Raw genomic sequence first — 15,245 nt, 5'->3', positions numbered from 1 at the left:
TAGGTTAAGATTCGGACACGCGCAGTGTGTCCCTACAAAATAACAAAAAAGTAATGTTGTGCAACTGCTGCATAATACTGTGAAAGAAAAAATTAATTGGTTTTGAGTTTATTCCAATATTTTTCGTAAATATCCACGGCGTCCCCCACATCCCCTTGCATAATGCCTTTTTCCACTTCTTCTGAAGGTGGGAATAAGGTCGGATCATTCACCAACTCCGGGCTAAGCAAGGCTTTCACACCTTCATTCGGCATTGAAAAGCCCATCCGTTCAATCACCACTTTGGCATTTTCTGGACGAAGGAGGAAGTCAATAAACTTATGCGCCCCTTCCACATTTTTTGCGGTTTTCGGGATAGCATAATTATCCATCCAGAAAATTGCGCCTTCTTTTGGGTAGATAAATTGTAGGCTTGGATTCTCTTTATGGGCAAGATAGGCAGAGCCGTTCCAAATCATCCCTAGTGCCACTTCGCCTTGCACATAAGGCACTTCCGGTGAATCAGAATTGAAAGTAATCACATTCGGCAATAAGCTTACCAAACGCTCATAAGCCGCTTTGATTTCTTCTTCGTTAGTGGTATTAGGCGATTTTCCATTTAATAACAGGGCGATATGGAACACTTCACGAGCGTCACTGGTCATCAGCACTTTGTGTTTAAATTCAGGTTTCCATAAATCTGCCCAACTGGTGATGCTTTTCGGGTCGATATCATCAGCATTAACTTCAATCCCGGTTAAACCGTAAACATAAGGCAGGGAGAATTTGTTTTCAGGGTCAAATTCTTTGTTCAGCAAGTGTTTTGGAATTTGTTTTAAATTCGCTAATTTGCTGTGATCGAGGGGCTGTAACATATTTTCCTTGATCATTTTATTGACATAATAGCTTGATGGAAACACGATGTCATAGCCTGATCCGGTGCTTTCCGTCAATTTTAATTTGGCATACATTTCTTCGTTGCTTTCAAAGGTGGAATAAATCACTTCCACACCGGTTTCTTTGGTAAATTGTGCAACGAGTTCAGGTGGGACATAATCCGTCCAGTTATAAACATAAAGTTTGTTGTTGGCAAAAGCGGATGCTGCAAAAAGTGCGGTCACAGAAAGGAAAAGATTTTTGAGAGTACGAACAAGGGATTTTTTCAATTTATTGACCTCCTATGGGTGATAAAATAAAAAATGATAAGTAAAAAATCGCTCGGTAACTTTCATTACCGAGCGAAGTTTATCAATTACCAAACATATTGTACACCTGCGCCAAGCTGATAGGTATTACGGGTTTGGCTTTTCAGTGAATGCTCCAAATGGGTATGTGCATAGAATGAAAGATTGTTTGTTGCATTCCATTGGAACTGTAATCCCACATCTAACCACGTTTGAGCATAATCTTCCCGATAATCACGGTTACCGATTTTCACCGATTTATTGTGCAGGAAATCGTGCCAAACATTTGTCGTCAGAGCAAACAAATAGGCTTCATTTCGGAAATTAAGGCTTGAACCTAATCGTCCTCGTAAGCCTGATTGGTTATGGAATTGAATATTAAGATGTTTATCGTACAGATCTTTTAAGTACAAGTGTTGATAAATTAATTGGGTTTGCGGTTCCAATGACCAATTTTCATTAAGATGGAAAGTTTGTCCTATTTCTGTCGAAATTAAGGTGGTCATACCATCTTGACTGAGCTTACTTCCTTCTCTTGGGCGATATTCATTACGTAAATAGCCTACTTGTCCGACAAGATCGAGATAAGATTCATTTTGCCAAAAGATTGAATGATAAAGCCCAAATAATCCGGCTTTGGTTTTTCCTTTTCCAGTGTGTTTATCACTAACGATCCGCCCATTTTCGGCACGGAATCTATCGGAAAAATTAAGGTGATTATAACCAAAAGTGGCATAAATCCCTGTTTGTTTGGTGACTGAATCTTGGGTATTGATATCTAAATCCACACCAATTTGAGCAAGGTATTGGTTTTGTCTATGATTAAGACGATTTTTACCTTCAACTTTCAGATATTTGCTGACAACCCGTCCCCAAACACCGTTTTGAGCAGATGCTTGCGGATTGACTGTGCTACCACGCCGTTTCGCTAAGGTATCAATAGCACTGTAACCCAACTCCATATTGGTATAAGGCATTTGAATATAAGTAGATGAGGCTGCTGTTCTAATCTCCTTATTAGGTTTCGGCTCAAGTGCCTCAAGTGTCCAGTAGTATTTATTACCAATTTTCACTAATTGTGCTTCGCCTGCATTCAATGTGTCTGATTTCCCAACAAATGCTAATCCATTATGATCTTTTTCAGCGATAACAACGGGAGAGGACGTTTGTTCCTGAGCCGTTTTTTCAATGTCCCCCCAAATCCCTGTTTTGGTTTTAATAGTGGTTGCGCCGCCTGAGGTGTCAATATGACCTAGCACGTGCAAAATATCACTGCCTGATGTATTTGGATCTTTATTCCAAACCGTATCAACCAGCAATGTGCCGCCGGAAGTATAGTGATTAACAACAAGATGGGTAAAATTAGGTTGGTTTGAACCGTCTGCTAAATCAAGGATACCTTGATGGGTAAATGAGCCTTTTACAAAAAAATTTTTGGTATTAAGGTAATCACCGTTAGCAGGATCCATCGCAATAATCTGTTTCAGATCGGAAACATCCAAATTATTTTCGTGATAAGCGGATTTTGGTCCAATATTGCCGAGGAAAAGCGTAGCATTTGGAGAAATGCTCAAATGGTTTAGACCAATCCGATCAAATGTTGATTGATCGGTTAATGACAATGCGCCTTGCTTGATTAATATATTAGCGCTTCTCGCTTCTCCACCGTATTCATCATAAAGAAGTTTAATCTGCATTTTTTCGGGAGCATTATATTCAATCGTGCATCGTGAACAGGTGTATAGTGGAAAAATGATATTATCGTTTTTCAGTTTGTTAAATATTAAGCGGACAGGATAAAAATCACCGGGGCTGCTTGCAATCACGCCACGAGGAATATTAAATTCACCTGCATTTTTGTGATCATCACTCCCTATTTTTAGGGTTTTATTAATAGTTAGAGTGTTATTGAGCACATTTAAGTAGCCTTGGTTTTCAATATCTGTGAGCGGTTGACCGGGGAGGGTGAGTGTGCCGCCATTTAGAAGGGTGATTTTATCTGTGCGCGCAGGGGTGGCGATTCCCCCGCTATAAGTAAGTTCAGAACCTTTTCCATCAATGACAATAAGTGTTTTTTCGTTTCTATCCCCAGCTAGATTACTACTTGAGGAATAAGGATCATTTATTCCTACCTGTATCACTTTTGCACCGTTGGTGATATGAAGTTCAGCATTCCCACGACTGTCCCCAAGGAGAATCGCATTGCCTACTTTCAAAATGCTACCTTCGCCATCAACGATTAATTTTCCATCACCGTTTTTTCCATAACCCACTGTCACACTTCCATTGGTGCGATATCTTCCTTTCCCGGGATAACCAAGTATGCTAACTTTGCTCCCCTTATTGATAGTCAGTTCAGCTTTATCTTTTTCACCAACAATTAAATAGTTATAAAAACGAAATTCCTCCTCATCTTTTGACGGATTATCAATGAATGCTTCAATAGCCTCTATTGAACCGTTTTTTATTACATCAGCGTAGCTTAAGCAGGGAAAGATAGAGATAAGAAAAAAAGAGATTTTTTTCATCATTGTGATTCCTTAACAAAATAGACGATAGACAGTTTGTGTTTTATATTTGTTAAGCTGTTAAGCTGTTAAGCTGTTAAGCTGTTAAGCTGTTAAGCTGTTAAGCTGTTAAGCTGTTAAGCTGTTAAGCTGTTAAGCTGTTAAGCTGTTAAGCTGTTAAGCTGTTATAAATCACAAAGTTTGGCATAATAGCTCAAAAAATATCCTAATAAAATCCGACCACTTTTCGCAAAGGATTTGACATATTTCCCCATAGGCGTAAGATTTCGCCGGTTTTTATTAACGAGAGGTTTTATGCTCACTTTTGCTCATCAAGAACACGTTTCCTCCTACTATTTTGATTCCCGCAATCAAGATTTCCAACTCCCTCCTTTAACACAGCTTGAACGGGCTGATGTTTGCGTTATCGGTGCCGGCTTTTTTGGGCTATCTGCTGCATTGGAACTGGCAGAGAAAGGGAAAAAAGTCGTGGTATTGGAAGGCGCTCGGGTGGGCTTTGGCGCTTCCGGTCGAAGTGGTGGGCAAGCGATTAATGGGTTTGAAGAAGGCATTGATGAATATATTCATCAAGTCGGCTTTGAGAAAGCACGTCAACTGTGGGAAATGTCGTTGGAAGCCATTGATATTATTGATGAACGCATCGCAAAATACGGTATTCAATGCGACTGGAAAAAAGGCTATGCGACCCTGGCATTGAACCATCGCCGTATGGATGATCTGATTGAAATGGAAAAAGCCAGCCACAAAAATTTTGGCTATCAAAATATGCAGCTTTGGGATAAAGCGAAACTCAAACAGCATTTAGGGAGCGATATTTATGTAGGGGGCTTATACGATAGCCATTCCGGTCATTTACATCCTTTCAATTATTGTTTGGGGCTAGCGAAAGCCTGTTTAGATCTTGGCGTGCAGATTTTTGAACAATCACCGGTGGTGGATCTTATTGAAAAAAGCGGTTGTATTGAGGTGAAAACCGACCAAAGTGCGGTCATTTCGCAAGATGTTATTTTAGCCACCAACGCTTATATTGATACGCTCCCTAAATCTATTCATCATGGTATTAACCGAAAAATTATGCCGGTGGAAAGTTTTATTATTGCCACGGAGCCCTTAAGCCAAGCCGTAGCGGATTCGGTGATTAATAATGGAATGTCTGTGTGCGATAACAATTTGCTGCTTGATTATTATCGTTTGAGTGCGGACAATCGCCTGCTTTTTGGGAGCGATTCCAGCTCGGAAAAAAATATGGTCGAGGTGATGCGGAAAAATATGCTGCACGTTTTCCCACAATTAGAGGAGGTGAAAATCGACTACGGCTGGGCTGGGCCAATTGATATGACCATGAACGCCACCCCCCATTTCGGACGAATTTCACCCCATATTTACTTTGCGCAAGGCTATTCGGGACACGGTGTAGCCTTAACCGGCTTGGCAGGTCGCATTATTGCGGAAGCCATTTTAGGCAATGACGAACGTCTGCAAATTTTTGAAGGCTTAAAAGTGCCTTCCGTTTACGGTGGGAAATGGGTGAAAAATTTAGCCACGAAGATTGGGGTGAAATACTATCAGTTCTTAGATAAATATCGTTAAAAACAGGTTTAAAATTGACCGCACTTTATTCCGTATCATTTTGTCACTTATGAAAAAGTGCGGTTGGTTTTTTCGGTATTATGTAGCAAATGCACAAAAACAGAAATTTTAACAGAACGTAGGGACACACTGCGTGTGTCCGTTATAAAATCAAATTATTTCAATAAGTTAAAATTCGGACACACGCAGTGTATCGCTACAAGCGAACCCAAAACAACGTTGTGCAACTGCGATATAATACCGAAAAATTTCACTCTTTTTGACCGCACTTTACATTTACCACGTTAATTTTTCTGTTTTTTCGATTTTTTCCATTTCCAAAGTAAGAACAGGGCAATGGCAGCAACCAATATGTAAATAACCATTTGACCTTTCTGAATTTGCTCATGTAACCAATCTAAATTTCTCGCACCAAATTCACCAAGGTAAACCCAAATTGGCACGGAAATAATCGCGGCACAGAAATCAATGAACACAAAGCGAGTATAGCTCACACGGCGTGTAATACCTGAAACCATATAAATTGGTGCTCGTAAGCCCGGAAGAAATCGTGCAATAAATAGCACCCGATTTCCATATTGGGCGAATTTTTCACGTACCATCTTTAGGCGTTTTAACGTCACTATTTTTCGCATTGGACGGAAACGTAAAATTTTTGTGCCATAAATTCGACCTAGCCAATACATACAGGAATCACCCGCAAGGACACCAAACATACTGACTAATAACATTATGTGGGAATTAACGCTTTCGGGGTAAAGTCCGGCAATGACACCGCCTGAAACAAGGGTTATATCTTCAGGAATAGGGACACCAAAGCCACAGATAATCAAAACAAAAAGTACAGCCCAGTAGCCGTAATCGGTAAAAAAACTAATAAGAAATTCCATTTGTGCCTGCTATTTCACTTCTATCAATGGGTAAAAGTTGGGAAGTATTCTAATCTTTTCTGACTGAATATCCTAGAAAAAGTTTGCCTTGATAGATTGGATCTTTTATAATTTTCGCCCTCAAAGTCAAGGCTTTGAGTCAAGTTAGGAAAGTTGCTGGGTCGCCTGCAATTTTTTATTTTTTAATCTTTTTAAAGAGAACATTAAAATGGCATTTAAATTTAACGCTGAAGTTCGTACAGCGCAAGGTACGGGTGCGAGCCGCCGCCTGCGTCATAACGGTCAAATCCCTGCTATCGTTTATGGGGGTAATGAAGCACCTGTTTCAATCATCTTAAATCACGATGAATTAAACAATGCACAAGTTCACGATACTTTCTACTCTGATGTGATTACACTTGTCATTGATGGCAAAGAAGTTGCGGTGAAAGTTCAAGCAATGCAACGTCACCCATTCAAACCTAAATTGGTTCACATTGACTTTAAAAGAGTATAATTCGGCATTTATACGGTTTTAAGTCGATTTTATTTCCAAGATAATGTTTGATTGTATATGAAGTCATAAAATCAATGATCCTTTTGGAGATAATTTTAAGAAATTAAGAAGCTCATCGTTTTTGATGAGCTTTTTTATTGGAAAAACTGAGAAATCGTAGCCAATGAAGGCTGGTAGCTAATTGCACCTCCAATTTAGTCGTTCAAATTTATCTTACCTTTTACCCTACCCTCCCTTCCCCTAGCTGGCCGTTAAGAATGAAATTTAGTTATTTCTTCATTGAGGTTGACGGTTAATATAATCTTGTAAGAACAGTCATTTAGTGGAATCGGTGCATTGGTGCTGATATTCGGGAGGCTCAACAATATTGAGATATTTCTTGAATATATTTATTTAGGTTTAACAGTAAGTAATCTATAAAAAATCGGATAAATTAATTTACCCGATTTTTACTGTGATAAGGATAAGTTTGGCAAAATTTTAAATACAATATGCTTTAATTGCGGGGTTATGCCCAATATTTGTCAATTTCAGCACGAATGGCTTCAGCGGTAACTTTGCCTTTTTCACCTACTAACGCTCGACCGGCAATGAAGGCCTTGGCATTTTTAATTTCTTTGAAGAGATGAATATCTTCCGGCACAATGCCACCAGTGATGGAAAGCTCAAGTCCTAAAGCGGATAATTTTTTCATTAATTCAACATCCTCTGATGTCCAACCTTTACCTGCTAATTCGGCATCTCGTGAGCGGTGATAGATCGCTTGTGTCACCCCTAACTCAACCCATTCTTTGGCATCTTTTTCGACAGTCCAGTTACCGTAGATCTCTATTTGAATTTCCTTTTTCACCTTTAATTCAGGGTGTGCGGCATTGAATTCATCAGCCACTTTTTTGCAAGCGGCTTTGGTTGCAGGGTGAGCGGCGGCAGAAACCGTCAGCCAGTCTGCTCCGGCTTCAAATGCCATTTTAGCCAAAATAGCCCCCCCATCGGTGGTTTTTAAATCGCAAACAATAATATGGTTTGGGTGTAAGGCCCGTAAGGTGCTAACTGCTTTCATACCTTCCGCACAGGCAAGAATGGTACCGATTTCAATGATTTCCACTGAACTTTCTGCTTGTTTAGCATCAGCAACTGCTTTTTCTAAAGAAAGAGAGTCAAGGGCAATTTGTAATAATGGTTTAGACATTGTAATTATTCCTTCTGTTAAATTGAAATGGGGGAAAGTGCAGTCAATTTTAACCGCACTTTTTCAAATAAGATTAGCCATTTAATGCGTTATCAATGGCGGCATAAACTTCTTCGGCACTGTTACAGTGGCGGAAACGGTTTAAATCTACACCATCATCGTTATCCGGATCATCAAGCACTTGAGTAATTTCCATTAAACCTTGCATATGCTGATCGGAGTCACTACCTGCGAGGGTGATTAAAACATAAACAGGGTCATCTTCACCTTCAAAATAAATCGGTTCTTTTAATGTGACTAAAGCAAACGCCGTTTTGATCACACCTTCTTCCGGACGAGCGTGAGGCATGGCAAGACCCGGTGCTAAAATAATGTAAGGACCCATTTTTTCGATATTACTGATAATGGTATCGTAATAACGGGGTTCAATAGCACCGGAAGCCTCTAATAAATCCGTGCCGATTTTGATCGCTGTTTTCCAATCTGCCGCAGTTTGATTGAGTTTAATTGAATTGTTTGCGATAAGTGATTCTTTTAACATACTGACATCCTTAACTATAGTAGTGTGAAAGTGGTGCGGTAAATTTTCACTGAAAACTGACCGCACTTTGTGAATAATTATTTGTTATTTTGGAATTTGTTAATCAATTCGATTAATTCATCACCAAAAGAGTTTGGATTAAGCATATTTTGTACGCCTAATACAAATTTACCCTCACTCACTTGAATTTCATCGGATAAATGTTTAGAGGAGACAATAATATCTGTACTGTCTAATTTGCCCTTGTAGTCGGTGACCGCACAAGAATCCATAATGTTTGGAATACCACGTTTGTCTAAATAGCCTTTGATTTTCATCTTCATCATCATTGAAGAACCTTGACCTGAACCACAGACAGCAAGGATACGAACCGGTTTAACCGTATCATCGGAAACATCATCACTTTTGACCGCACTTTGAGTTGCTTGTTCTTGGGAAACGATTTCTTCCTCGTCTTCATCCACGCCATAGCCATCCATTTGTTCAAGGGTTTTACCGGCAGCCGCAGCCGCTGCTTCAGCTGCACGCAATTTTTTCGCAGCAAATGCCATATAAACAAATGCAGCAGCCAAGATGACAAAGAAGAAGAACGGAATACTGACAATACCTTGTAATACTGGAGGGAAGAATAATGCCCAGTCAGCCATCCCCATCCAACCGTTAAAGGTTGCGCCTTGGGTTGAGAGTAAGTGAATAACCCAGGCTGAGCCTAATACTTCAATGATCCCCATCACAAAACAGATTTTCATTACTGCGCGCCAGCCACCGAAATGGTTGGCAAATACACCGATGGTGGCATTAGAGAAGAACATTGGAATGAAACCGGGGATGATTAATACGGAAGCATCAAAACCAAGTAATAGACCAACAGCAACGAATTGACCGATTGCTCCCCACATAAAACCGAAAACCATGGCATTCGGTGAGAAAGCATAAATTGCCGCACAGTCAATGGCTAACACCGCATTAGGAATGACTCGTTCGGAAATACCTTTGAAGGCTTCGGATAATTCGGCAACAAACATCCGAACCCCGATAACAATCACTTGAATTGCCACGGCAAATTTTAATCCGGTCTCAAAAATATAAATTGTCCAGTGTGTTTTTCCTGCCATAGTTTGCAGATTATCTAAGCCGAAAGAGAGTAAGATAATCCCGAAGAATACGGTCATCACCAATACAGTCGCAGAAATACTATCGTGGAAAATATGTAGCCATTTTGGCAATTTCATATTATCAACGCTGTCTTCTTTATTACCGAGTTTTGGTGCGAGTTGAACCGCAATCCAAGAGGCGATTTGTTGTTGGTGACCGATAGAAAAACCGGCACCACCGGTTACGGCTTGAGTTGGTTTATACATAATATTAGAGGAAATCCCCCAATATAACGCCATAATGATTGCCGTATAGATGATGGTTTCCATCATTGATGCGCCAATGAGCATATAGAATACAGCGACCAAACCGGCTTGTTGGAACATAATATGCCCGGTGAGCATAATCGTGCGAATGCCGGTAAAGCGTCTAAATACCACAAGCAAAATATTTAAGGCTAATGCGAGTAAGACGGCATAACCCACCCAAGCATAATTATCCGCCATAGTTTCAATGGTGGCTTGCATACTGGTGTAGGGGTCAATCACTGCGCCTGTTAAGCCGTGATATTCGGATAATTTTTCAATGATTGGTTTAAAACCTTTTACTAATTCACCGGCTCCCACTTGAACGAGCATAAAACCAACAATCGTTTTAATCGTTCCTTTGATAATGGTTGTTGTATCCTTACGGAGAAGAATATAGCCAATACAGGCAACAATACCTAATAATAGTGGTGCTTTATTAAGAACCTGATCCCTAAAAATAATAAATAGCTCTAATAACGTTTCCATAACAGAACCTCTGTTGACTTTGATTAAAATGGAAAATACTTCGTGTTTGAATTCATTTCGAATGATCTCGAAAAAGAAATCCAGCAAATAATAGCAATTATTTTTGAATAAAAAAGAGTGGATTTGATTTTTTGTGAGCGATATCACATTTTATTTTCATAACCTTATAAGTGCTAAGGGTTTTATTTATTTAGCTTAGTGAGCTAATCTTCTCCTATTTTTAATTGCTTATTTGTTCTATTTTGTAGTAACTAAAAGACAAATTGAGATCTTGTTCACAAATTTTAGAAAAAGTGTTTTACAAAATGAAATGATTTGATATGATTGGTTTTGATTATTTTGATAACTAAAGGAGTTAAATATGAGCAAAATTCAAGAAATTACCCGTGAAAGTTGGATTCTTTCTACTTTTCCTGAGTGGGGAACCTGGCTAAATGAGGAGATTGAGCAAGAAGTTGTGCCTGAAGGCAATTTTGCGATGTGGTGGCTGGGTTGTGTGGGGGTTTGGATCAAAACACCGGGTGGCGCAAATCTTTGTATGGATTTATGGTGCGGTCGTGGCAAAAGCACGAAGAAAGTGAAAGATATGGTGCGAGGTCACCAAATGGCAAATATGGCGGGTGTTCGTAAATTACAACCAAACTTGCGCGCTGCACCAATGGTGTTAGATCCGTTTGCAATTAATGAGGTGGATTTTATTCTTGCTTCTCACTACCACAGTGATCATATTGATGTGAATGTGGCAGCAGCGATTGTCAATAACCCTAAATTAGATCACGTGAAATTTGTTGGTCCTTGGCACTGTGCGGAATTATGGAAAAAATGGGGTGTGCCTGAGGAGCGTATTATTGTTGTTAAACCGGGCGATGTGGTGAAATTAAAAGATGTGGAAATTCATGCGCTTGATTCTTTTGATCGCACTTGTTTGGTGACCTTGCCGGTTGAAGGTGCGGAAGAACAGGGGGGTGAATTAGCCGGTCTTTGCCCATCAGATGAAGAAATGGGACGCAAAGCGGTAAACTATGTGTTCAAAACACCGGGTGGTAATATTTATCACGGTGCGGATTCTCATTTCTCAATCCAATTTGCTAAACATGGTAAACAATTTGATATTGATGTTGCGCTTAATAACTACGGTGAAAATCCGGTCGGTATTGCCGATAAGATGACTTCTGTTGATTTATTACGTATGGCGGAAAGCTTGCGTTGTAAAGTCATAATTCCGGTTCATCACGATATTTGGACAAACTTTATGGCAAGCACTGACGAAATTATCCAATTATGGAAAATGCGTAAGGAACGTCTGCAATATCAATTCCATCCATTTATCTGGGAAGTGGGCGGTAAGTATGTTTACCCACGTGATAAAGATTTAATTGAATATCATCACCCTCGTGGCTTTGATGATTGTTTTGAACACGAACCTAATATTCAATTCAAATCAATGTTATAACAAAAAAAGCCACCTTTTTTGCTTGAAGGTGGCTCATTTTTTGTTCATTATTAGCAGTGGCATCAAAGAAATAGCAAGGAAAATATAATGAACGAAAATTATCGTCATCGACGATTGTTACAATTATTACTTGAGAAAAAAGCACTTTCGACAACAGAAATTGTTGATCAACTTGAGATTTCACCGGCAACAGCAAGACGGGATATTAATAAATTAGCACAGCAAGGTCGATTAAAAAAAGTACGTAACGGCGCAGAGTCAATACAGTCTTTTCCTGCTGATTATCAATATAGTCCGGTTATTCATAATATTGATGAGAAACAACGCATTGCTCAGGCTGCAAGTCAATTATGTCAAGATGGTGATTCGATTATTTTGACGTGCGGTTCAACAATGAAGATGCTAGGCGATCATTTATGTGGAAGAAAATTGCAAATCATCACAAATTTTATTCCTCTTGCTAATAAATTAATTGAAAATAATCATGAAGATATCGTGATTATGGGCGGTCAGTATAATCGAAATAAAGCGATTACCCTTTCCCTTAATCAAGGAGAAAGTCCGTATGCTGCCAATATTATGTTTACCAGCGGAAAAGGTTTTACCACCGAAGGATTATATAAAACCGATATGATTATTGCTAATTCTGAGCAACGATTATCTGCTAAGTCCGGTAAATATGTGGTATTACTGGATAGTACAAAATTAGGACGACAAGTCGGTATGCTATTTACTAAATTGCAAGATATTGATTTATTAATTACCGGTAAAAATGCAGATCCTGAGTTCATTCGATCATTACAAGAGAAAGGTTTATCAGTAATGCTTGTTTAGATGTCTTAATGCAAAGATTAATAAATGAAAAAGATATTCATTGTATTCGTATATTAAAATCGAATACGTTATTTATACCTCAAACCTTGATAGGAGTATTTAGTGAGAAAACATAAACTCGGCATCTATGAAAAAGCCCTACCCAAAAACATTAGTTGGCAGGATCGCTTATCTATTGCAAAAGCTTGTGGTTTTGATTTTGTTGAAATGTCTATTGATGAAACGGACGAACGTTTGGCTCGTTTGGACTGGAGCAAAAAAGAACGGTTAAAATTAGTAAAAGCCATTGTTAATACCGGGGTGACGATTCCCTCTATGTGCTTATCTGGGCATCGCCGTTTTCCTTTCGGTAGCCGTGATGAAGCCACCCGCCAAAAAGCCTATGAAATTATGGAAAAAGCGATCCAATTTGCGGTTGATACTGGCATTCGCACTATCCAATTAGCGGGTTATGATGTTTATTATGAAGAACAAGATGAGGGCACTATCCAACGTTTTCAGCAAGGGTTGGAATGGGCGGTAGAACTTGCTGCCAGTAACCAAGTTACGCTTGCAGTAGAGATTATGGATACGAAATTTATGAGTTCGATTTCTCGTTGGAAAAAATGGGATGAGATGATTAAATCACCTTGGTTTACCGTCTATCCTGATTTAGGCAACCTTTCTGCGTGGAATGATAATGTTGCTGAAGAACTTAAACTTGGCATTGATAAAATTTCTGCTATTCATTTAAAAGATACTTATAAGGTAACCGAAACCTGTGTCGGTCAGTTCCGAGATGTGCCGTTTGGTGAGGGTTGTGTTGATTTTGTTGCTTGTTTTAAAACCCTTGCTGAATTGAATTATCGAGGTGCATTTTTAATTGAAATGTGGACGGAAAAATCGGATGAACCTATTGCGGAAATTATCAATGCCCGCCGTTGGATTGAACAAAAAATGAAAGAAGGAGGTTTCCAATGTTAGATGCATTAAAAGAAAAAGTACTGAAAGCAAATTTAGCTTTACCAAAACACCAATTAGTCACCTTTACTTGGGGAAATGTGAGTGAAATTGACCGCACTTCTAATCTTGTGGTGATAAAACCCTCCGGTGTAGATTATGAAGTAATGACCGCAGAAGATATGGTGGTGGTGGATTTGTTTACCGGTGATGTTGTTGAAGGAAATAAAAAACCGTCTTCTGATACGCCGACACATCTTGAGTTATATCGCCGTTTCAAAGATATCGGTGGAATTGTTCACACGCATTCTCGTCATGCGACAACTTGGGCACAAGCCGGTGAAGATTTATTAGCACTGGGCACTACGCACGCTGATTATTTTTATGGCACAATTCCTTGTACCCGCAAAATGACACCGTCAGAAATTCAAGGTGAGTATGAATTAGAAACCGGGAAAGTGATTGTCGAAACGTTCCAAAAACGCAATATTGATCCGAATCAAGTACCGGCTGTATTAGTCAATTCTCACGGTCCTTTTGTGTGGGGAACCGATGCGGATAATGCCGTACACAATGCCGTGGTGTTAGAGGAATTGGCTTATATGAATCTATTTAGTCAAGTGCTAAGACCAAGTTTAGGCTCAATGCAACAAGAATTATTGGATAAACATTATCTTCGTAAACACGGTAAAGATGCCTATTATGGGCAATAGTATTAACAATAAGGCGGTTTTTTTAACCGCCCTTTTTCAATCAAAGAGGGATAAAAATGAACTATAAAGTCGTGGCGTTTGATCTTGATGGCACTTTATTAAATTCTGAAGGCCGTATTTTGGTAGAAAATAAATCGGCAATTCAAGCCGCTCTAAATAAAGGGATTAAAGTTTTGCTGGTGACCGGTAGACACCACACCGCCGTCAAACCTTATTATCATGAATTAGGTTTAGATACGCCGATTATTTGCTGTAACGGCACCTATGTTTATGATGTTGCAACGGATTCCACGCCTTTTGCCAATCCACTTTCCAAACAGCAGGCGCAATTAATTTACGATGTGGCGGAAAAACATCATTGCCATCTATTAATGTATTCCCGAGATTCAATGAATTATGCGCAACTCAATCCACATATGGAAAAATTTCTCAAATGGGTGGAAACTTGCCCACCGGAAGTTCGCCCTGATGTTCGAAAAGTGGAAAGTATTCAAGAGGTGATTGATTATCATAATCCCATTTGGAAATGTGTCATTAGCGCAGAGAATAAAGCGATTATGAACAATGTCGTGAACGAACTGCCGATTTCTCAATTCAGCTGTGAATGGTCTTGGGTGGATCGCATAGATATCGCCAATGCCGGCAATACGAAGGGCGGGAGATTGCTTGCTTTATTGAAAGAGTGGGGGATAAAACCGCAAGAAGTGATTGCATTTGGTGATAATCATAATGATATTAGTATGTTAAGTGTTGTTGGTTTAGGTGTCGCAATGGGCAATGCAGAAGAGGACGTGAAATCACAGGCTAAACAGGTTACCACATCAAATGATGAGAGCGGTATTGCACAAGTATTAAAAGATGCTCTATCACTCTAATTTTCATTTTTTATCCTAAGACATAACGGCTCTTTATTCCTCTCTAGGTTTTAGTTGTAAAAAGAGTGGTCAATTGAGGCATAGCAGATAAAACGGTTTGGTTTGTCAGGCTATGCCGAATTATTTTTTTAGGGGCTGTACTAGA

13 protein-coding genes are annotated in these 15,245 nt (G+C 39.4%); 7 read left to right on the top strand and 6 right to left on the bottom strand.

Features of this window, described 5'->3' with window-relative positions:
- Positions 1–92: 92 nt before the first annotated feature.
- Both BKK50_RS07855 and BKK50_RS07850 read right to left on the bottom strand, forming a co-directional pair.
- Positions 93–1,145, bottom strand: a complete 1,053-nt coding sequence (locus BKK50_RS07855; RefSeq protein WP_077416967.1) for an extracellular solute-binding protein — start codon at positions 1,143–1,145, stop codon at positions 93–95.
- Positions 1,146–1,231: 86 nt separating this feature from the next.
- Positions 1,232–3,694 (bottom strand): autotransporter outer membrane beta-barrel domain-containing protein, encoded by a 2,463-nt coding sequence (locus BKK50_RS07850; RefSeq protein WP_077416965.1) that lies wholly within the window; start codon positions 3,692–3,694, stop codon positions 1,232–1,234.
- Positions 3,695–3,985: 291 nt separating this feature from the next.
- On the opposite strand from BKK50_RS07850, the gene BKK50_RS07845 reads away from it, so the two are divergent.
- Positions 3,986–5,281 (top strand): NAD(P)/FAD-dependent oxidoreductase, encoded by a 1,296-nt coding sequence (locus BKK50_RS07845; protein WP_077416963.1) that lies wholly within the window; start codon positions 3,986–3,988, stop codon positions 5,279–5,281.
- Between the two features lie 284 nt (positions 5,282–5,565).
- Here BKK50_RS07845 and BKK50_RS07840 read toward each other — a convergent pair whose 3' ends face one another.
- Complete coding sequence (locus tag BKK50_RS07840; protein WP_077416961.1) at positions 5,566–6,171, bottom strand: DedA family protein; 606 nt, start codon at positions 6,169–6,171, stop codon at positions 5,566–5,568.
- A 208-nt stretch (positions 6,172–6,379) separates the two neighbouring features.
- Here BKK50_RS07840 and rplY point away from each other — a divergent pair, with 208 nt between their 5' ends.
- Entirely contained in the window at positions 6,380–6,667 is a 288-nt protein-coding gene (gene rplY, locus BKK50_RS07835; RefSeq protein ID WP_077416959.1) for a 50S ribosomal protein L25, read from the top strand.
- A gap of 508 nt (positions 6,668–7,175) precedes the next feature.
- Here the strand turns inward: rplY and BKK50_RS07830 are convergent.
- The 3 genes from BKK50_RS07830 to BKK50_RS07820 form a co-directional block, all read right to left on the bottom strand.
- On the bottom strand, positions 7,176–7,856 hold the full coding sequence (locus BKK50_RS07830; RefSeq protein WP_077416957.1) for a 3-keto-L-gulonate-6-phosphate decarboxylase UlaD: 681 nt from the start codon (positions 7,854–7,856) through the stop codon (positions 7,176–7,178).
- Between the two features lie 73 nt (positions 7,857–7,929).
- Positions 7,930–8,397: a PTS sugar transporter subunit IIA gene (locus BKK50_RS07825; RefSeq protein ID WP_077416956.1), complete on the bottom strand. Its 468-nt coding sequence runs from the start codon at positions 8,395–8,397 to the stop codon at positions 7,930–7,932.
- A 77-nt stretch (positions 8,398–8,474) separates the two neighbouring features.
- On the bottom strand, positions 8,475–10,286 hold the full coding sequence (locus BKK50_RS07820; protein ID WP_077416954.1) for a PTS ascorbate-specific subunit IIBC: 1,812 nt from the start codon (positions 10,284–10,286) through the stop codon (positions 8,475–8,477).
- Between the two features lie 361 nt (positions 10,287–10,647).
- On the opposite strand from BKK50_RS07820, the gene ulaG reads away from it, so the two are divergent.
- From ulaG to BKK50_RS07795, 5 genes are all read left to right on the top strand, one after another.
- Entirely contained in the window at positions 10,648–11,739 is a 1,092-nt protein-coding gene (gene ulaG, locus BKK50_RS07815; protein ID WP_077416952.1) for an L-ascorbate 6-phosphate lactonase, read from the top strand.
- Positions 11,740–11,826: 87 nt separating this feature from the next.
- Entirely contained in the window at positions 11,827–12,573 is a 747-nt protein-coding gene (gene ulaR, locus BKK50_RS07810) for an HTH-type transcriptional regulator UlaR (protein WP_077416950.1), read from the top strand.
- Positions 12,574–12,675: 102 nt separating this feature from the next.
- Complete coding sequence (locus BKK50_RS07805; RefSeq protein ID WP_077416948.1) at positions 12,676–13,536, top strand: L-ribulose-5-phosphate 3-epimerase; 861 nt, start codon at positions 12,676–12,678, stop codon at positions 13,534–13,536.
- Positions 13,530–14,225, top strand: coding sequence for an L-ribulose-5-phosphate 4-epimerase (araD, locus tag BKK50_RS07800; RefSeq protein ID WP_077416946.1), 696 nt, complete (start codon positions 13,530–13,532; stop codon positions 14,223–14,225). Before BKK50_RS07805 ends, araD begins: the two co-directional genes overlap by 7 nt.
- Before the next feature lie 56 nt (positions 14,226–14,281).
- Positions 14,282–15,100, top strand: a complete 819-nt coding sequence (locus BKK50_RS07795; protein WP_077416944.1) for a pyridoxal phosphatase — start codon at positions 14,282–14,284, stop codon at positions 15,098–15,100.
- Positions 15,101–15,245: the final 145 nt, after the last annotated feature.

The sequence above is a fragment of the Rodentibacter rarus genome, from assembly GCF_001998965.1.
Classification (GTDB): Bacteria; Pseudomonadota; Gammaproteobacteria; order Enterobacterales; family Pasteurellaceae; genus Rodentibacter; species Rodentibacter rarus.
This window is presented reverse-complemented; position numbering and strand designations above follow the sequence as displayed.